This is a genomic window from Klebsiella sp. K5-306 (assembly GCF_051835185.1).
Taxonomy (GTDB): domain Bacteria; phylum Pseudomonadota; class Gammaproteobacteria; order Enterobacterales; family Enterobacteriaceae; genus Klebsiella; species Klebsiella oxytoca.
On record NZ_JAIFJY010000027.1, the window covers coordinates 29,241 to 48,702 of the forward strand.

The 19,462-nt window shown below is 58.8% G+C and carries 11 protein-coding genes; 10 read left to right on the forward strand and 1 reads right to left on the reverse strand.

Going from position 1 to position 19,462, the window contains the following annotated elements; translation table 11 throughout:
• Window positions 1-4 precede the first annotated feature (4 nt).
• The 5 genes from irp1 to K2184_RS26915 all read left to right on the forward strand — a co-directional run bounded on the left by irp1 (window position 5) and on the right by K2184_RS26915 (window position 15,108).
• Window positions 5-9,481 (forward strand): yersiniabactin polyketide synthase HMWP1, encoded by a 9,477-nt coding sequence (gene irp1 / locus K2184_RS26895; protein WP_163524917.1) that lies wholly within the window; start codon window positions 5-7, stop codon window positions 9,479-9,481.
• Window positions 9,478-10,575: a thiazolinyl imide reductase gene (locus K2184_RS26900; protein WP_004102107.1), complete on the forward strand. Its 1,098-nt coding sequence runs from the start codon at window positions 9,478-9,480 to the stop codon at window positions 10,573-10,575. Before irp1 ends, K2184_RS26900 begins: the two co-directional genes overlap by 4 nt.
• Window positions 10,572-11,375 carry a thioesterase II family protein gene (locus K2184_RS26905; RefSeq protein ID WP_024274184.1) on the forward strand — a complete coding sequence of 268 codons (804 nt, stop codon included), beginning with the start codon at window positions 10,572-10,574 and terminating at the stop codon, window positions 11,373-11,375. Before K2184_RS26900 ends, K2184_RS26905 begins: the two co-directional genes overlap by 4 nt.
• Before the next feature lie 3 nt (window positions 11,376-11,378).
• Window positions 11,379-12,956 (forward strand): (2,3-dihydroxybenzoyl)adenylate synthase, encoded by a 1,578-nt coding sequence (locus tag K2184_RS26910; protein ID WP_023320963.1) that lies wholly within the window; start codon window positions 11,379-11,381, stop codon window positions 12,954-12,956.
• 130 nt (window positions 12,957-13,086) lie between these two features.
• Window positions 13,087-15,108 carry a TonB-dependent receptor gene (locus K2184_RS26915; RefSeq protein WP_064371140.1) on the forward strand — a complete coding sequence of 674 codons (2,022 nt, stop codon included), beginning with the start codon at window positions 13,087-13,089 and terminating at the stop codon, window positions 15,106-15,108.
• A gap of 45 nt (window positions 15,109-15,153) precedes the next feature.
• Here K2184_RS26915 and K2184_RS26920 read toward each other — a convergent pair whose 3' ends face one another.
• The gene (locus K2184_RS26920; protein WP_032746056.1) at window positions 15,154-15,735 is read right to left on the reverse strand and encodes a nucleotidyltransferase family protein; all 582 of its coding nucleotides are present in this window, start codon (window positions 15,733-15,735) and stop codon (window positions 15,154-15,156) included.
• A gap of 122 nt (window positions 15,736-15,857) precedes the next feature.
• On the opposite strand from K2184_RS26920, the gene K2184_RS26925 reads away from it, so the two are divergent.
• The 5 genes from K2184_RS26925 (at window position 15,858) to K2184_RS26945 (ending at window position 19,352) form a co-directional block, all read left to right on the forward strand.
• The gene (locus K2184_RS26925; protein WP_032704848.1) at window positions 15,858-16,709 is read left to right on the forward strand and encodes a MurR/RpiR family transcriptional regulator; all 852 of its coding nucleotides are present in this window, start codon (window positions 15,858-15,860) and stop codon (window positions 16,707-16,709) included.
• A 208-nt stretch (window positions 16,710-16,917) separates the two neighbouring features.
• Entirely contained in the window at window positions 16,918-17,349 is a 432-nt protein-coding gene (locus tag K2184_RS26930; RefSeq protein WP_004102113.1) for a PTS sugar transporter subunit IIA, read from the forward strand.
• Between the two features lie 11 nt (window positions 17,350-17,360).
• Window positions 17,361-17,831 (forward strand): PTS system mannose/fructose/N-acetylgalactosamine-transporter subunit IIB, encoded by a 471-nt coding sequence (locus tag K2184_RS26935; RefSeq protein WP_004102114.1) that lies wholly within the window; start codon window positions 17,361-17,363, stop codon window positions 17,829-17,831.
• A 40-nt stretch (window positions 17,832-17,871) separates the two neighbouring features.
• Window positions 17,872-18,666 carry a PTS mannose/fructose/sorbose/N-acetylgalactosamine transporter subunit IIC gene (locus K2184_RS26940; RefSeq protein WP_004102115.1) on the forward strand — a complete coding sequence of 265 codons (795 nt, stop codon included), beginning with the start codon at window positions 17,872-17,874 and terminating at the stop codon, window positions 18,664-18,666.
• On the forward strand, window positions 18,663-19,352 hold the full coding sequence (locus K2184_RS26945) for a PTS system mannose/fructose/sorbose family transporter subunit IID (protein ID WP_439237804.1): 690 nt from the start codon (window positions 18,663-18,665) through the stop codon (window positions 19,350-19,352). Before K2184_RS26940 ends, K2184_RS26945 begins: the two co-directional genes overlap by 4 nt.
• Window positions 19,353-19,462 lie beyond the last annotated feature (110 nt).

The following is a 19,462-nucleotide window of genomic DNA, read 5'->3' on the forward strand; positions in this document are numbered from 1 at the left end:
GATTATGGATAACTTGCGCTTCTCTTCTGCGCCGACAGCAGATTCCATTGATGCATCGATCGCTGAACGCTACCCGGACTGCGAACCTGTCGCGGTGATCGGCTACGCCTGCCATTTTCCTGAAGCGCCCGATGGCGAAACGTTCTGGCAAAACGTGCTGGAAGGCCGTGAATGCAGCAGGCGCTTTACCCGCGAGGCGCTGCTGGCCGCCGGTCTGGATGCCGCGGTGATTGACGATCCTCATTACGTCAATATCGGGACGGTTTTAGACAACGCCGACTGCTTCGACGCCGCCCTGTTTGGCTACTCGCGGCAAGAAGCCGAATCTATCGATCCGCAGCAGCGGCTGTTTTTGCAGGCGGTCTGGCATGCGCTGGAGCATGCCGGCTATGCCCCCGGTGCCGTCCCCCACAAGACCGGCGTTTTCGCCTCTTCCCGGATGAGCACCTATCCCGGCCGCGAAGCCCTGAACGTCACGGAAGTCGCGCAGGTCAAGGGTCTGCAGTCGCTGATGGGTAATGATAAGGACTATATTGCCACCCGCGCCGCGTATAAGCTCAATCTGCACGGCCCGGCGCTATCGGTACAGACCGCCTGCTCCAGTTCGCTGGTTGCGGTGCATCTGGCCTGCGAAAGCTTGCGCGCGGGGGAGTCCGATATGGCGGTGGCCGGCGGCGTGGCGCTCTCTTTCCCCCAGCAGGCGGGCTACCGCTACCAGCCCGGGATGATTTTCTCTCCCGATGGCCACTGTCGCCCTTTTGACGCCTCGGCAGAAGGCACCTGGGCCGGCAACGGTCTCGGCTGCGTGGTACTGCGCCGCCTGAGAGATGCGCTGCTGTCAGAGGATCCGATTATTGCCGTGATCCTCTCCAGCGCGGTCAACAACGACGGTAGCCGAAAAGTGGGTTATACCGCGCCGTCGGTGGCAGGACAGCAAGCGGTCATCGAAGAGGCGTTAATGCTGGCGGCGATCGATGACAGACAGATTGGCTACATTGAAACCCACGGTACCGGCACGCCGCTGGGAGACGCGATTGAAATTGAAGCGCTGCGCAACGTTTATGCGCCCCGCCCGCCGCATCAGCGCTGCGCGCTCGGTTCGGTAAAAAGCAATGTTGGCCATCTGGATACGGCGGCCGGGATTGCCGGGCTGCTGAAAACCGTCCTCGCGGTCAACCGCCGACAAATTCCACCGATGCTAAATTTTGCCACGCCAAACCCGGCGCTCAAGCTCGACGAAAGCCCGTTCACCGTGCCGGTGACGGCCCAGACGTGGCAGGAGGAAATACGCTACGCGGGCGTCTCCTCCTTTGGCATTGGTGGCACAAACTGCCACATGATCGTCGCCTCGCTGCCCGATGAGCTCAAATTACCGTTGCCTGGTGCGGATGACGGTAGCAGGAGCACCGCGCTGCTGCTCAGCGCTGCCAGCGACACCGCGTTGCGGCAGCTGGCTACGGACTATGCTCGGGCGCTGAGGGAAAACGCGGATACCAGTAATCTGGCCTTCACGGCTTTGCGCGCCCGCCGTCTCGATCTCCCCTTTCGTCTGGCGACGGCATTAAACGATGATACCGCCGCTGCCCTTAACGCCTGGGCTGGAGAACAGGCCGGGGCGCCGGTTTATAGCGGCCACGGCGTGAGCGGTAAGCAGGTGTGGCTGTTTACCGGGCAGGGCTCACACTGGCGGACCATGGGCCACGCCATGTGCCAGCATTCGAAGGTGTTTGCCGACACGCTGGAACGCTGTTTTTCCGCCTGTCGTGAAATGCTCACGCCCTCCCTGCGCGACGCGATGTTTAATCCCGACTCGGCGCAGCTGGAGGAGATGACCTGGGCGCAGCCGGCCATCGTTGCCTTTGAAATCGCCATGGCGGCGCATTGGCGCGCCGAGGGATTGCAGCCGGATTACGCCATCGGTCACTCGGTGGGCGAATTTGCCGCCGCCGTGGTCTGCGGACACTATACGATTGAACAGGTTATGCCGCTGGTTTGCCGCCGCGGGGCGCTGATGCAGCTGTGCGCAAACGGCGCGATGGTGGCGGTGTTCGCGCAAGAAGAGGCGCTGATGCCGCTGGCCCGCCAGTTTGAGCTGGATCTGGCGGCCAACAACGGCACCCGGCATACGGTCTTTTCCGGGCCGGAAGCCCGTATTGCGGAATTTTGCGCCGCGCTTTCGCAGCGTGATATCAGCTATCGTCGCCTGAGCGTTTCCGGCGCGGCGCACTCCGCCTTACTGGAGCCGATACTCGATCGTTTTCAGGACGCCTGCGCCGGGCTGCACGCAGAGCCCGGGCAGCTACAGCTTATTTCCACCCTCACCGCCGGGGCCATAGATGCGTCGACGCTCAATCAGGCGGATTACTGGCGCCGCCATATGCGCCAGCCGGTGCGCTTTATCCAGAGTATTCAGGCGGCGCACAAGCTCGGCGCCCGCGTTTTTATAGAGATGGGACCCGATGCCCAGCTGATTACCTCCGGACAGCGCGAATACCGGGATAACGCTTACTGGATAGCCAGCGCCCGCCGTAACCAGGAGGCGAGCGCTGTCCTGAATCAGGCGCTGCTCCAGCTGTACGCCGCTGGCGTCACCCTGCCGTGGGCAGACTTACTGGCGGGCAATGGGCAACGTATCTCTGCGCCACGCTATCCGTTCGCGACCGAGCGTTACTGGAAAGAGCACGTTTCCAACGTCTGCGAGCCTGACGACGTCGTGCTGTCCGCCGGCGCTGAGGTGGCGAGTCGCGCCGCGGCAGCGCTCGATCTTCCCCGGCTGGAAGCGCTTAAACGCTGCGCCACGCGGCTACACGCCATCTATGTCGATCGGCTGGTACAACGCTGTGCGGACGATGCCATTGCCAGCGGCGTCGACGCCATGACCATTATGCGCCGAGGCCGTCTGCTGCCGCGCTACCAGCAGCTGCTTCAACGCCTGCTGAATAACTGCGTGGCCGACGGCGACTACCGCTACGCTGACGGGCGTTATTTCCGCGCCCGCCCGATTGAACATGAGCAGAGGCAAGCTCTGCTGGCGGAGCTTGCTGGCTATTGTGAAGGTTTTCAGGCTATTCCCGAGACCATCGCCCGCGCCGGCGAGCGGCTGTATGAAATGATGAGCGGCGAGGAAGAGCCGGTGGCGATCATCTTCCCACAGGGCGCCTCCGACGGCGTGGAGGTCCTCTATCAGGAGTTCAGCTTTGGCCGCTATTTCAACCAAATCGCCGCCGGTATCTTACGCGGTCTCGTCCAGACGCGTCAGCCCCAGCGCCCTTTACGAATCCTGGAAGTCGGCGGCGGTACCGGCGGCACCACCGCGTGGCTGCTGCCGGAACTCAACGGCGTTCCGGCGCTGGAGTACCACTTCACCGATATCTCCGCCCTGTTTACCCGCCGCGCCCAGCAGAAATTCGCCGACTATGGCTTTGTGCGCTACCACGAACTGGATCTCGAAAAAGAGGCGCAGTCCCAGGGGTTCCAGGCAAACTCATACGATCTTATCGTGGCGGCGAACGTGATCCACGCCACCCGCCATATTGGCCGCACGCTCGATAATCTGCGCCCTCTGCTCAAACCGGGCGGACGCCTGCTGATGCGCGAAATCACCCAGCCAATGCGTCTGTTTGATTTCGTTTTTGGCCCGCTGGTGCTTCCGCTCCAGGATATCGATGCCCGCGAAGGCGAGCTCTTCCTCACCCCCCAACAGTGGCGGCAGCAGTGTCGCCGCGCCGGATTCAGCAAAGTGGCGTGGCTACCGCAGGAGGGTAGCCCGACCGCCGGTATGAGCGAACATATCATTCTCGCCACGCTGCCCGGTCAGGGGATATCCTCGTCATCAGCATCCGCGCTGGGGCAGACGTTGCCGGATAATGCTGATGATCTCGCCGACTGGTCCGATTGCGCGGGTCACCCGGAACGGTTTAACGCCCGCTGGCAGGAGGCCTGGCGGCGGCTCTCAGCGCGGCACGGCGACAATTCCCCCGTGGAAGCGCCCCAGGTCAGCCCCCCGCAATGGCTGGGGGTGGTGCGCTTAAGCTGGCGAAACGCCGCCTTTTCCCGCGGCGAGATGCGCGTGGAAGCCCGTCATCCTGATGGCGAGTGGCTGCCGATGGCTCCCGCCGCGCCTGTTCCTGCGCCGCAGACGCATTATCAATGGCGCTGGACGCCCTTCAGCGCCGCCAGCGATGGCCGCCCACTGGCATTTCGCTTCAGCGCCGGTACGCTTGCGCACGAAAATGAGCTGGCGCAATGCGGTATCCTTCACGATCCGCAGGCCGCTTCGGTGCTCATGATTGTCGAGGAGAGCGAACAGACGCTGGCGTTAGCGAAACAAGTGAAGGAGGCCCTGACCACCGGCGCCGGAGGATTGATTGCGATCACTCGCCGCGCGTGGCAGGTTGAGGAGAATGAGGCGCTCGCCGCGTCTCATCACGCTCTGTGGGCTTTGCTTCGCGTCGCGGCCAATGAACAGCCGGAACGCTTGATTGCCGCCATCGATCTGGCCGAAAACACGCCATGGGAAACGCTGCGTCAGGGATTGAGCGCCGTCTCCCTTTCTCAGCGCTGGCTCGCCGCAAGGGGCAACGCCCTCTGGCTCCCCTCCCTGGCGCCGAATCCAGGGCGCGCCGCCGATCTTCCGGCAAATGTCTTCGCTGGCGATACCCGCTGGCATCTGGTGACCGGCGCGTTTGGCGGATTGGGCCGCCTTGCCGTTAACTGGCTCAAGGAAAAAGGGGCGCAACGTATTGCCCTGCTGGCGCCGCGCGTGGATGCCTCCTGGCCGGGCGGCATCAAGGGCGTGCAAATCCGCGTCTGCCGTTGTGATGTTGGCAACGCCCGACAGCTGACCAGGGTTCTCGATAAGCTGGCGGGCGATGGCGGCATTGCCGGGGCGATCCACGCCGCAGGCGTATTGGCTGATGGGCCGCTGCAGGATCTGGACGATCGCCAGCTGGCCGCGGTTTTCGCGGTGAAAGCGCAGGCGGCAGACCAGCTGCGGCAAAGCCTGAGCGACCACAACGCACGCTATCTTATTCTTTACTCCTCCGCAGCCGCCGCCCTCGGCGCGCCGGGTCAAAGCGCCCATGCGCTGGCCTGCGGCTATCTGGACGGGCTGGCGCGGCAACATACTTCTGATGATACTCCGAAAACGATAACCATTGCCTGGGGCGCCTGGGGGGAAAGCGGTCGGGCGGCCACGCCGGAAATGCTGGCGACGCTGGCCAGCCGCGGCATGGGCGCGTTAAGCAATGCCGAAGGCTGCTGGCATCTGGAACAGGCGGTGATGCGCGGTGCTCCATGGCGGCTGGCGATGCGTGTTTTCAGCGACAACATGCCTCCGCTACAACAGGCCCTGTTCCATAGCGGGTCCGCAGAAAAAGCCGCAGTGCCGGTCAGCCCTCCTGCGGATGACAACGTCTTTATCGGCAACCTGAGCGATGAAACGGCGGTAATGACATGGCTGAAAAAACGCATCGCGGTTCAGTTACGGCTAAGCGATCCGGCATCGCTGCAGGCAAATCAGGATCTATTGCCGCTGGGCATGGATTCGCTGCTCTTCCTTGAGCTCAGTAGCGATATTCAGCACTACCTGGGCGTGCGCATCAATGCGGAACGGGCGTGGCAGGATCTGTCGCCGCGTGGGCTCACGCAGCTTATCTGTTCTATACCAGAGAAGACGCCTGCCGCTTCGCAGCCGGAAGCGTTACGGCACGACGCCGATGAGCGTTATGCCCCCTTCCCTCTGACGCCGATTCAGCACGCCTACTGGCTGGGAAGAACCCATCTTATTGGTTATGGCGGCGTTGCCTGTCACGTGCTGTTTGAGTGGGATAAACGCCACGATGAACTCGACCTCTCCCTACTGGAGAAAGCATGGAACCAGCTTATTGCCCGTCACGATATGCTGCGAATGGTGGTGGATGCCGACGGCCAACAGCGCGTTCTGGCGACAACCCCGACGTATCGCATCCCGCGCGACGATCTGCGCGCGCTCTCCCCGCAGGAGCAGCGCCTGGCGCTGGAAAAACGGCGGCAGGAACTGAGCTATCGCGTTTTACCCGCCGACCAGTGGCCTCTTTTTGAACTGGTGGTCAGCGAAATCGACGATTGTCGCTATCGCCTGCACATGAACCTCGATCTTCTGCAGTTCGATGTGCAGAGTTTTAAAGTCATGATGGACGATCTGGCGCAGGCCTGGCGCGGAGAGACGCTGGCGCCGCTCGATATCACCTTCCGCGATTATGTGATGGCTGAACAGGCGCGCCGGCAGACGGCGGCATGGCACGATGCCTGGGAGTTCTGGCAGGAAAAACTGCCGCAATTACCCCTGGCGCCGGAACTGCCGGTGGTGGAGACGCCGCCGGAAACTCCACACTTCACCACGTTCACCTCAACGATCGGCAAGCCTGCGTGGCAGGCCGTTAAGCAGCGCTGGCAGCAGCAAGGGCTCACCCCTTCTGCCGCGCTGCTCACGCTGTTTGCCGCCACCCTCGAGCGCTGGAGCCGCACCGCTGAATTTACCCTGAACCTGACTTTCTTTAATCGCCAGCCGGTTCATCCGCAAATTAACCAGTTGATTGGTGATTTTACCTCCGTCACGCTGGTCGATTTTAACTTCACCGCGCCGGCGACGCTGCAAGAGCAGATGCAACGAACCCAGCAGCGCCTGTGGCAGAACATGGCGCACAGCGAAATGAACGGCGTCGAGGTGATCCGCGAGCTGGGGCGCCTGCGCGGATCGCAGCATCAACCGCTGATGCCGGTGGTGTTTACCAGCATGCTGGGAATGACGCTGGAAGGCATGGCTATCGATCGGGCGATGAGTCGCCTGTTCGGTGAACCCTGCTATGTGTTCACGCAAACGCCACAGGTCTGGCTGGATCATCAGGTCATGGAGAGCGATGGCGAGTTGACGTTTAGCTGGTACTGCATGGATAACGTGCTGGAGCCGGGCACAGCGCAAGCCATGTTTACAGACTATTGCGCCATCCTGCAGGCCGCTATTGCCAGCCCTGAAAGCCTGCAGACGATGGCCTGCGGTATTGCCGAACAGAACCCGCGCCGCCGCTGGCCGCTCAACGCGCAGACGGACTACGATTTGCGGGATATTGAGCAGGCGACGCTGGACTATCCCGGTATCCAGCGGGCCAGAGTGGAACTAAGCGAAAATGGCGCATTAACGCTGGATATCGTCATGGCCGAGGGGCCGTCGCCCTCCGCGCTCGCCCCGGCTGAGCGCGATCTCGCCTCGCTGGCGCTGCCGTTGCCTGAGCAGGCGCAACTTGATGAACTGGACGCGACCTGGCGCTGGCTGGAGGCGCGTGCGCTACGAGGGATCGCCGACACGCTGACTCGCCATGGTTTATTCACCTCGCCGGAGAGCGCCCATCGCTTTAGCGAAATTGTACAGGCGCTGGCCGCGCAGGGGGCCCGGCGACGGCTGCTGCGCCAGTGGCTACAGTGTTTGACGGAAAGAGAATGGTTGGCCCGCGAGGGGGATAGCTGGCGCTGCCGCATGGCGTTCAGCGAGATCCCCGGGCCGCAGGATGCCTGCCCGCCAACCCAATGGAGTCAGGCGCTGGCGCAGTATCTGGACGCCTCTATTTCCCGCCACGACGACCTTTTCTCCGGGCAGTGTTCGCCGCTGGAACTGCTGTTCAATGAGCCGTTGCGCGTAACCGACGCGCTGTATCGCGAAAACCCCGCCAGCGCCTGTCTGAATCGCTATACCGCACAGATTGCCGCCCTGTGCGGCGCAGAACGCATCCTCGAGGTGGGCGCCGGAACCGCAGCCACCGCGGAGCCGGTGCTGAAGGCCACGCAAAGCACGCGACGTTCATACCATTTCACCGATGTCTCCACGCAGTTCCTCAACGATGCCCGGAGCCGTTTCCACGATCAATCGCGGGTTTCTTACGCCTTATTCGACATTAACCAGCCGCTGGATTTCGCCGCCCATCCGGCAGAAGGATACGACCTGATTATTGCCGTCAATGTGCTTCACGACGCCAGTCATATCGTTCAGACGTTGCGCCGATTAAAGCTGCTGCTGAAAACCGGCGGACGTTTGCTGATCGTCGAGGCGACGGAGCGAAACAGCGTATTCCAGCTGGCGAGCGTCGGCTTTATCGAGGGATTGAGCGGATACCGTGATTTCCGCCGCCGGGATGAGAAACCCATGCTAGCCCGTTCGGCGTGGCAGGAAGTGCTTGCGCAGGCCGGGTTTGTCAACGAGCTGGCGTGGCCGACGCAGGAATCCTCGCCTCTGCGCCAGCATCTGCTGGTCGCGCGTTCGCCTGGCGTGAATCGACCGGATAAAGCAGCCGTAAGACGCTATCTGCAGCAGCGTTTTGGCTCCGGCCTGCCCGCATTACGGATTCGCCAACAAGAAGCGTTACTTGCGCCGCTGCGTACCCCGTCCGTTGCGCAGATTGCCCCAGCCGAATCGACCCCGGTCGCCGGGGGCGATCCGACGCTGGAAAAACAGGTCGCTGAACTCTGGCAATCGCTGCTTTCTCGCCCCGTGGCCAGACATCACGACTTTTTTGCGCTGGGCGGCGACAGTCTGATGGCGACAAGGATGGTCGCGCAGCTGAACCGCAGAGGAATTGCCAGCGCCAGCCTTCAGGATCTGTTCACCCATTCAACGCTCAGCGACTTCTGCGCCCATCTGCAGGCCTGTTCGTCGGCAGAGGACAATCCTGTGCTCATTTGCCACGGCGCGGGTGATGAAACGTTGTTTGTTTTCCACGCTTCCGACGGCGATATCAGCGCCTGGCTGCCGCTTGCCCGGGCGCTGGACAGGCGCGTATTCGGCCTGCAGGCAAAATCGCCGCAGCGTTTTGCCACGCTTGATCGGATGATCGATGAGTATGTCGCATCCATCCGTCGCCAGCAGCCACACGGCCCCTATGTGCTGGCGGGATGGTCGTACGGCGCTTTTCTTGCAGCTGGCGCCGCGCAGCGTCTGTACGCCAAAGGCGAGCAGGTACGGCTGGCGTTAATCGATCCCGTGTGTCGACAGGATTTTCGTTGCGCCAACCGGACGGCCCTGCTGCGGCTGTTAGCCGAAGGGAATACGCCGCTGGCGCTGCCGGAACATTTTGACCGGCTGACGCCCGCCCGCCAGCTTGCCGTCTTCATCGACCTTGCCAGAACGGCGGGAATGGTGCCGCAAAACCTGACGCGGCAAGCGGCAGAAACGTGGATCGACAACATCGCGCATCTGCTGCGTTTACTGGCCGGGCATACGCCGGGCGAAGCCGTTGCGCTTCCCTGCCTCATCCTGCATGCCGTAATGAGACCCGAGCGCTGGACGCCAGCGGAGACCGAATGGCGGGCCTGGATGGACTGCGCCGACCGCTATGCGATTAAAGCCAGTCACTGGCAAATCATGCTGGAGCCCCCCCACGTTCAGGCTTGCGCGCAGCATATCCAGCGCTGGCTTGTCGCAACCTCAACGCAACCGGAGAACACCTTATGATGCCGTCCACCTTCGACAAACAACGCGTACTGATTGTGGGCGCCAAATTCGGCGAAATGTACCTTAACGCCTTTATGCAGCCCCAGGAGGGGCTCGAACTGGTTGGCCTGCTGGCCCAGGGAAGCCCGCGCGCAAAAGAGCTGGCCCAGGCGTTTGGTATCCCGCTGTATACCTCGCTCGAACAGATAAAGGAGATGCCGGATATCGCCTGTATCGTCGTGCGCTCGACCGTCGCCGGCGGGAGCGGAACGCAGCTTGCCCGGCACTTTTTAACTCACGGCGCGCACGTTATTCAGGAGCATCCCCTCCACCCGGATGATGTCCGTTCATTACAAGCGCTGGCGCAGGAACAGGGGCGTTGCTATTGGGTCAATACGTTTTATCCGCACGCGCTTGCCGGTCGCGTGTGGCTCAGGGACGCGGAGCAGTTACGTCGCTGTCTGGATCAGGGGCCGTCGATTGTCCATGCCACCACCAGCCGGCAGTTGCTCTACTCCACTCTCGATTTATTGCTGCTGGGTCTGGGCGTGGATGCCGCCAGCGTGGCGTGCGAAGTGGTCGGCAGCTTCAGCGACTTTCACTGTCTGAGACTCTACTGGCCGGAGGGAGAGGCATGCCTGCTGCTTCAGCGCTATCTCGATCCTGACGATCCGGATATGCACAGCCTGATTATGCACCGTCTGCTGCTGGGATGGCCGGAAGGACATCTTTCGCTGGAGGCGAGCTACGGCCCCGTCATCTGGTCATCCAGCCTGTTTGTCGCCGAACATCAGGAGAATGCTCGCAGCCTCTACCGCAGACCGGAGATCCTGCGCGACCCGCCGGGTCAGACGCGCAGCCCGGCGCCCCTGAGCTGGCGTGATTGCTGTGAAACCGCCGGGCCTGAGGGCGTCGGAAGATTACTCCATCAGCTGCGCAGCCATCTGGCGGGCGAAAATGCGCCTGCCGCCTGCCACGGCGCTCATCAGCTGGCGGTGTCGTACCTATGGCAGCAGATTTTACGCGCGACCGGCAATGCCGAGATCCGCCACCTGAAGCCGCCGCGTCATGAACGGTTAACGGCTTTCTACCGCCACGATGAGGAGTCCCGATGATGCAATCTGCCATGTGTACTCCGTTATGGCCCGCCCGCAGCGCCAGTACGGCGCATCTGGTGATGTGCCCCTTCGCAGGCGGCAGCAGTAGCGCGTTTCGCTGCTGGCGAGAGCAGCCTATGGCGGACATCGCGCTTTCCCTGGTAACCTGGCCGGGACGCGATCGCCTGCGCCATCTGACGCCGCTCAACAGCATTATGCCGCTGGCGGTACGGCTGGCGAACGAACTGCAACAGAGCGTATCTCCTGACGCGCCGCTGCTGCTCGCCGGGCACAGTATGGGCGCGCAGGTGGCGTTTGAAACCTGTCGCCTTCTGGAGCAACGAGGACATGCGCCGCATGGCCTGATTATTTCGGGGTGCCATGCTCCTCACCTCCATTCCGAACGCCGACTCAGCCATCGCGATGATGCCGACTTTATCGCTGAGCTGATAGATATTGGCGGATGTTCGCCTGAGCTGCGGGAAAACGAGGAATTAATATCGCTGTTTCTTCCCCTCCTGCGCGCCGATTTTTACGCCACCGAGCATTATCACTACGATTCGCCCGATCGCGCCTCGCCGCTGCGCACGCCTGCGCTGCTCATATGCGGCAGCCGCGATCGCGAAGCCTCCCGGCAGCAGGTCGACGCCTGGCGTCAGTGGCTGACCCACGTTACCGGGCCGGTTACAATCGACGGCGATCACTTCTATCCCATTCAACAATCCCACGCCTTCTTTACGCAGATTGTCCGCCATTTTCCCGACGCATTTTCGACGCTGACCGCTGTGCAAAAACAGTCCAGTACTTCTGAAAGGTGACGCATGCACGCTTCTTTTAACACTCTGATTGAACAGTATCCCTTACCTATTGCCGCACAGCTGCGCTGCTGGGCGGCGCGTTATTCCACGCAAACAGCGCTCGTTGATGACGGGGGTGCGCTAACCTACAGCGAGCTTGATGTCCGGGTCGACCAGCTTGCCGCAGGGTTAGACTCGCTGGGGTTGCGTTCAGGGCAGCATGTGATTGTGCAGCTTCCAAACGGCAACGCCTTCGTGATCCTGTTGTTCGCCTTGTTAAGACTCGGCGCGATCCCCGTTCTGGCGATGCCCTCCCAGCGGGAGCTGGATATCGACGCGCTGATCGCGCTGGCGCAACCCGTCGCTTATATTATTCACGGGGAAAACCATGCAGGGCTGGCCCGCCAGATGATGCATAAACACGCCTGCTTGCGTCATGTTCTGACCATCGAACAATGCGCAGATGACGAGTTTACGCCGCTGTTCTCGCTGCGCGGCGAGCTTCAGGCGTGGCGGCAGCCCGAGGTTTCCGCCACCGCGCTGCTGCTGCTTTCAGGCGGCACCACCGGGACGCCAAAGCTTATTCCGCGACGGCACGCCGACTATAGTTATAACTTCAGCGCCTCTGCCGAACTGTGCGGCATCAACGCCCAAAGCGTATATCTCGCCGTCCTTCCCGTGGCGCATAATTTTCCGCTGGCCTGTCCCGGTATTCTGGGAACGCTTGCCTGCGGCGGGAAGGTGGTGCTGACCAACAGCGCCAGCTGCGATGAGGTGATGCCATTAATCGCCGAATGCCGCGCGACGCACGTCGCGCTGGTGCCGGCCCTGGCGCAGCTCTGGGCGCAGGCCAGAGAATGGGAAGAGAGCGATCTCTCTTCGCTGCGCGTCATTCAGGTGGGCGGCGCCCGCCTCGATCCGACGCTGGCAGAGCAGATCATCGCCACCTTTAACTGCACCCTGCAGCAGGTATTCGGCATGGCGGAGGGGCTGCTTTGCTTTACCCGTCTCAACGATCCGCTGGTCAGCGTTCTCCATAGCCAGGGGCGCCCGCTATCTCCCCTGGATGAAATTCGCGTCGTTGACGAAGAAGAGAACGACGTTGCGCCTGGCGAAACCGGACAGTTATTAACGCGCGGCCCTTACACGATTTCGGGCTATTATCGCGCTCCCGAGCACAATGCCCGAGCCTTTACCGCGCAAGGATTTTACCGTACGGGCGATAATGTCAGGCGCGATGAGGCGGGAAACCTGTACGTTGAGGGACGCATAAAAGAGCAGATCAACCGCGCCGGAGAGAAAATTGCCGCGGCGGAAGTGGAAGCGGCGCTGATGCGTCTGGAGGCGGTAAAGGATTGCGCCGTGGTTGCCGCGCCGGACACGCTGCTTGGCGAGCGAATTTGCGCGTTTATCATCGCGCAGCAGACGCCATTTGACTATCAACAGTTGCGTCACCAGCTAACCCAGCTGGGGCTCAGCGCGTGGAAAATTCCGGACCAAATTGAGTTTCTGACCCACTGGCCGCTCACCGCCGTCGGCAAGGTAGATAAAAAACGCCTGACGGCGCTCGCCACCGAGCGTTGTCGCCAGACGTCACAATAAGCGCAACCCTACCCGAAACAGGTGGAAATAAACCCGTTTCGGGTAGCAGCACAATTAGAAATAGTTATCATTTTCAATTCACCGTTGTGGCTATTTTTGGCGTTTCGCCGTTTTACAGGGACTCATAACAATGAAAATGACACGGTTTTACCCTCTGATTGTGGGAGGGTTTCTGCTCCCGGGCATGGCTCATGCCCAGACTGCACAGCAAGACGAAACCACGCTGGTGGTCACCGCCAGTAAACAGTCTTCCCGCTCGGCATCAGCCAATAACGTCTCTTCTACCGTTATCAGCGCGACGGAGTTAAGCGACGCAGGCGTTACCGCCAGCGACAAACTCCCCCGAGTGTTGCCCGGACTCAATATTGAAAATAGCGGCAATATGCTTTTTTCAACGATCTCGCTTCGCGGCATCTCTTCTGCCCAGGACTTCTATAACCCTGCCGTCACCCTGTATGTCGACGGGGTTCCCCAGCTATCTACTAACACCATCCAGGCGCTAACCGATGTGCAAAGCGTGGAGCTGCTGCGGGGTCCCCAGGGAACCTTGTATGGCAAAAGCGCTCAGGGCGGGATTATCAACATCGTCACGCAGCAGCCGGACAGTACCCCGCGCGGCTATATCGAAGGCGGCGTCAGCAGCCGCGACAGCTATCGTAGCAAGTTCAACCTGAGCGGCCCTCTCCAGGATGGTCTGCTCTATGGCAGCGTAACGCTGTTACGCCAGGTTGATGACGGCGAGATGATTAACCCTGCGACGGGAAGCGATGATTTAGGCGGCACCCGCGCCAGCATAGGGAATGTGAAACTGCGTCTGGCGCCGGACGACCAGCCCTGGGAAATGGGATTTGCCGCCTCGCGCGAATGTACTCGCGCGACACAGGATGCCTATGTGGCATGGAATGATATTAAGAGCCGTAAACTGTCGATCGACCCGGGGTCGCCGGACCCGTATATGCGGCGCTGCACTGACAGCCAGACGCTCAGCGGGAAATACAGCACCGAGGACTGGGTTTTCAATCTGATCGGCGCCTGGCAGCAGCAGAATTATTCACGCACTTTTCCTTCCGGCTCGTTGATCGTCAATATGCCCCAACGCTGGAATCAGGATGTGCAGGAGCTACGCGCCGCGACTCTCGGCGAGACGCGGACCGTGGATATGGTGTTCGGATTGTACCGGCAGAATACCCGGGAGAAGCTAAATTCAGCCTACGATATGCCGACCATGCCCTATTTAAGCAGCACCGGCTACACCACCGCCGAAACGCTGGCCGCCTACAGCGATCTGACCTGGCATTTAACCGATCGTTTAGACATCGGCGGCGGCGCGCGTTTCTCACATGATAAAGCCAGCACGCAGTATCACGGCAGTATGCTCGGTAACCCCTTTGGCGATCGTGGTAAAAGCAGTGATGACCACGTGCTCGGACAGCTCTCCGCAGGCTATATGCTGACCGACGACTGGCGGGTGTATACCCGCGTAGCGCAGGGATATAAACCTTCCGGATATAATATCGTGCCTACCGCAGGCCTTGATGCCAGGCCGTTCAGCGCGGAAAAATCCATCAACTACGAAATTGGCACCCGCTACGAGACCGCCGACGTCACGCTGCAAGCTGCGACGTTTTATACCCACACCAAAGATATGCAGCTCTACTCTGGTCCGGTCGGGATGCAGACCTTAAGCAACGCGGGGAGAGCCGACGCCACCGGCGTTGAGCTTGAGGCAAAATGGCGGTTTGCGCCCGGCTGGTCATGGGACATCAATGGCAACATGATCCGTTCCGAATTCACCAATGACAGTGAGCTGTATCACGGCAACCGGGTGCCGTTTGTTCCGCGTTACGGCGCGGGGAGCAGCGTGAACGGCATGATTGATACCCGTTATGGGGCGCTGATGCCCCGACTGGCGGTGAATCTGGTAGGACCGCATTATTTCGATGGCGATAACCAGCTGCGGCAAGGGACTTACGCCACCCTCGACAGCAGCCTGGGCTGGCAGGCGACTGAACGGATGAATATTTCCGTCTATGTCGATAATCTGTTCGATCGCCGTTACCGTACCTACGGCTATATGAACGGCAGCAGCGCTGTCGCGCAGGTCAATATGGGCCGCACCGTGGGGATCAATACGCGCATTGATTTCTTCTGACAATCGATAGAGGGGGGCGATTAGCGCATCCCCTTCACCGCTGACTCACCGCTGGGTTTGACCGCCTCCGGTCGGGAGCATAAGCTGCAGAACAGGATAGCGTTCCAGCCAGCGTTTTTCCGCCACGCGCTGGCGGAAAATATTCAGCTTATCGCCCTCAAATTCCGGCGTTGGCCGCAGGCGACGTTCAAACAGATCGTCGAGTCCGTAAGGCGCAATGACCTCAATAAGGCCAGAGCGCCCTATTCTGACCGCGATGGCCGTCGCCGTCTCAGGCCAGTAGCTAAGCGCATTCTCCGTTGAATGATAAGGTTGATTACCGTTACGCTGGTGCATTCTGGCCTGATTCTTCACCGACCAGTTAAAGGCGGGCGACCGTTGGCAAAGCCCCGCTTCCAGCGCGTTATCGTGGGCAGCACTGCAGCTTTTCGGATCGAACCAGACAACATCCACATCACCCGAAACCGGCCTTTGACCGTATCCGTGCAGATGATCCCAAACCGCATCTCTGACCAGGCCGGCACCGATCCAGCCATCGTTGAGTTCGAGCGCCTGAACGGCATAAAGCGCCTCCATTCTGAGCGGGTCGCTGAATAATAATCTCTGTAATTCGTCCTGATATTTCATTCTTCGCCTGGTGCCGTCTGATTGCCTGGCGACAAATCTGCCTGATGGCAGAGTGGTTATCAACCTTCCGATTATCTTGTATGATGGCGAACAATTATCGTCTCACTTTTAAAGGTGGCCAGGTGCTTGATCTAAAGCTAAGAGAAGTGAATAACAATCTGTCCGCCAAAGAGCGTCTTGTCGCCGACTATATTCTGGCGAATAAGCCGCTGCTAAAAAGCATGAGCATTCAGACCCTGGCCAAAGCGAATGATGTCAGCACCACAACCATCCTGCGTCTCTGCCACAAACTCGGCTATCAGGGTTTCAGCGATCTTAAAATTGATCTGATCACCTCTTCTGGTCATCCCCAGCACGACAAGGTTTTACAGGAGGATATCAATCTTGATGACTCTGTAGAGAGCGTCAATCATAAAATCCAGCTGATTGAAAAATCCTCCATTGATGAGACCCATGCCATCGTGAATATCGAACAGCTAGAGCTGGCGATAGCGCTGATCAGGAAGAGTAATAAGATCGTGATTTACGGTGCCGGCAGCAGCGGACTCGTCGGTAAAGAGCTGGAGTATCAGCTCATCAAAATAAAGAAAGACGTGAGCTGTCACGCGGATTACAGTATTCAGTACAGCATCGTCAATACGCTGGATGAGCATGACCTGGTGATTATTCTCTCCCATTCCGGCGAAAACCTGGAAAGCGTTAAGCTGCTGACCATGGCTCAGCAGCTGGGCGTTCCGTCAATTGCTATCACCAAAATGGGGCAAAGCCGCATCTCTGCTCTCGCTACCGTTCTGTTACACACCATCACCAGCGAAAGCGTATCTCGCCTGATCCCTATCCGTTCAAAAATGTCGCAGCTCTCGGTTATCAATATGCTGGTGACGAATCTCTTTATTCAGCAATACGACGATCGCCTGCTGAAACAAACCCAAAACCGCGCCCAGCGGTTCTACAATCAGAATCACAAATCCTGACGAATAACGCGCTCCAGCCTCCTGCCCTTGCCGTGCCTGCTGCGCCGTAAACCCAACACGGCGCTGAATAACTGAAGAGTGATCACCCTCGCAGAATGAATAAATGGGACTTCTGTCCTGTGTATTCCCTCACCTTAAAGTAATACTATTACTAACATCGAAACAATAAATAGTAACAATGTCACTCAACGTCAGCCCGGGAGAACGTATGCAAACTGAAATTCCTGTCATTCTGGTCAGCCACGGTCCTTTTGCCCAGGGGGCGCTTTCCTGTGCGGAAATGCTTATCGGTGAACAGCGCAACGTGTCGGTGATTTCGCTGCAGCCTGAGGCCAATATCAGCGATGTGCGCGCCACGCTGCTCGAGACCTATCTCTCGGTCAATAAGGGAAACGGCGTGGTGATACTGGTCGATATGATGGGCGGTTCGCCATGCAACCTGGCGAGCGAGCTCTTTTTGACCTATCCGGACATCCTGCTGTTCTGCGGGTTCAATATCCCGACGCTGCTGGAAGTGCTCAGCAATCGTGATTTACCGCGCGATGAGATTGCAACAATTATTGAAGACGTTTTCCCGGGTAGCTGTTTTAACGTCGGAAAAACGTTACACGCTGAATACACACAATCGACCGATCTGTAGGGGAAATAAATATGCCGATTAATCTCGCAAGAATAGATGACCGTCTGATTCACGGCCAGGTAATTACCACGTGGGTAAAAAACCACGATATCGAACAAGTGCTCATCATCAACGATAAAGTCGCTGGCGACAAAATCCAGCAATCGGTTTTAACCATGTCCGCGCCGCCCGAATTAAAGGTACAGGTATTCGGCGTGCAGAAATTTATCGAAATCCTGCAAAAAACGGAAATTAAAAGACGCACCATGCTGCTGTTCACTAACAGTATTGATGTAAACACGCTCGTTGAAAACGGGGTGAAAATCGACAAACTCAACGTCGGCGGCATGCGAATGCAGGAAGGCAGAAAGAGTCTTTCCCGCGCCGTCGCGGTAACGCCGGAAGAAGAACAGGCCTTTAAATCGCTCATAGCCAGGAATATACCGGTGGAAATACAGATGGTGCCCAAAGATCCGGTAGTTGATCTGCAAACGTTAATTTAACGCCAGCGCGTATGACGCCTTTTAAAACAGGGAATACTCTATGTTAATTGAAGCTTTTCTGGTCGCCATCTGGGCAGGGATCTGCTCACTGGACGACGTCGGGCCGCAGATGCTGCGTCGCCCGCTTCTGACGGGAACCGTTGCTGGAATTATTATGGGCGATACGGTTCAGGGGCTGGCGATCGCCGCCACGCTGGAGCTGATGTGGATGGGGATCGGCAACGTCGGGGCCTATTCCGCGCCCGACATTATTGCCGGATCAATCATCGGCGTCGCTCTGGGCATTTCCTCCAAAGGCGGTATCGCTGCGGGCATCGCCCTCGCCGTCCCGGTGTCGATACTCTGCCAGCAGCTTCTTATCATCTGGCGCTCTTTCGCCAGTTTCCTGAACGTATGGGCGGAGAAGTCCATTCAGGAGGGTGACTATGGTAAGCTGCTGAAAGTCCATTATTTCTCTACGCCGCTGTGGTTTCTGATCCGCGCCGTCCCCTGCTTCCTGGCCGTCTATTTTGGCGGGGAGCTGGTGGGTCGGATTCTGGCCGCCATCCCGGAAAGTATTCTGACCGGTATGGGCGTTGCCGCCAAAATGATCCCGGCTATCGGCGTCTGTATCCTCCTCTTAATGCTGCTGAAAGGCCGGATGTGGTTCTTCTTTCTGCTTGGCTTCATGCTCACCACCTATCTGAAGCTGCCGATCATTCCCATTACCTTTATCGCTCTGGCTTTTGCAGTGCTCTATGACATGGCCTACAGCAATGGTCAGAAGGCCGAGAGTTCACCTGCGGAAAAAGAGCAGCAGTCCACTACCGACACTGAAGAAGGATATGACTTATGAGCGATATCGCCTCTTATCGGGTGGCCGAAACCGCAACCCAGGACAAAAAACTGACTAAGCAGGATCTAAACCGTATTTTCTGGAATATCCAGTCAATGTCCTTTTCCTATAACTATGAGAAGTTACAAACCATCGGCTTTGCGCATTGCATGATTCCGGTGCTTGAGCGACTCTACGCTGATGCCGATAAAGCAACGCGCATTAAAGCCATGAAGCGCCACCTTGAGTTTTACAACTCACAGGTGAATACCGGCGCGCTGATCCTTGGCGTCACCGCCGCGCTGGAGGAAAAAACCTCGGAAGAAGAAAAAGAAGCCGTGGTGTCGGTAAAAGCCGGGCTGATGGGACCCTTTGCCGGTCTCGGGGATAGCTTACTCAAATTTACCTGGCTGCCAATCTGCGGCAGTATCGGGGCGGCCTTTGCGCTTCAGGGCAATATTATTGGCCCTCTTCTGATGTTCATCCTGTTTAATATCGTTAACGTCGGCTCAAAATATTTCTTTATCCACTATGGCTATAACAAGGGCGTAGACTTAATCGAGCAGTCGAAAAACTCGAACATTATCCAGCGTATCTCCAACATCGCCAACGTGGTCGGCGTGATGGTGCTGGGGTCGTTAATAGCGACAACCGTGAAAATATCAACTCCGCTGGTTATTGCGGTTGGCGAGGGAAGGTGCGAATAAGCAGGTCATTTCTTCCCAAGCTGACTCGCTGATTAAAATTTCGCGGATCTGGGCCGATTTTTTTCCCGCAAACACATCGAATTAGCCTATTTAGGCTATTTTTTCCACCA

What these genes read in the sequence shown, in the direction of transcription:
- K2184_RS26920 (WP_032746056.1), bottom strand. Translation starts at nt 15,735, where the DNA reads ATGAAATATCAGGACGAATTACAGAGATTATTATTCAGCGACCCGCTC.
- K2184_RS26905 (WP_024274184.1), top strand. Translation starts at nt 10,572, where the DNA reads ATGATGCAATCTGCCATGTGTACTCCGTTATGGCCCGCCCGCAGCGCC.
- K2184_RS26940 (WP_004102115.1), top strand. Translation starts at nt 17,872, where the DNA reads ATGTTAATTGAAGCTTTTCTGGTCGCCATCTGGGCAGGGATCTGCTCA.
- irp1 (WP_163524917.1), top strand. Translation starts at nt 5, where the DNA reads ATGGATAACTTGCGCTTCTCTTCTGCGCCGACAGCAGATTCCATTGAT.
- K2184_RS26935 (WP_004102114.1), top strand. Translation starts at nt 17,361, where the DNA reads ATGCCGATTAATCTCGCAAGAATAGATGACCGTCTGATTCACGGCCAG.
- K2184_RS26910 (WP_023320963.1), top strand. Translation starts at nt 11,379, where the DNA reads ATGCACGCTTCTTTTAACACTCTGATTGAACAGTATCCCTTACCTATT.
- K2184_RS26915 (WP_064371140.1), top strand. Translation starts at nt 13,087, where the DNA reads ATGAAAATGACACGGTTTTACCCTCTGATTGTGGGAGGGTTTCTGCTC.
- K2184_RS26930 (WP_004102113.1), top strand. Translation starts at nt 16,918, where the DNA reads ATGCAAACTGAAATTCCTGTCATTCTGGTCAGCCACGGTCCTTTTGCC.
- K2184_RS26900 (WP_004102107.1), top strand. Translation starts at nt 9,478, where the DNA reads ATGATGCCGTCCACCTTCGACAAACAACGCGTACTGATTGTGGGCGCC.
- K2184_RS26945 (WP_439237804.1), top strand. Translation starts at nt 18,663, where the DNA reads ATGAGCGATATCGCCTCTTATCGGGTGGCCGAAACCGCAACCCAGGAC.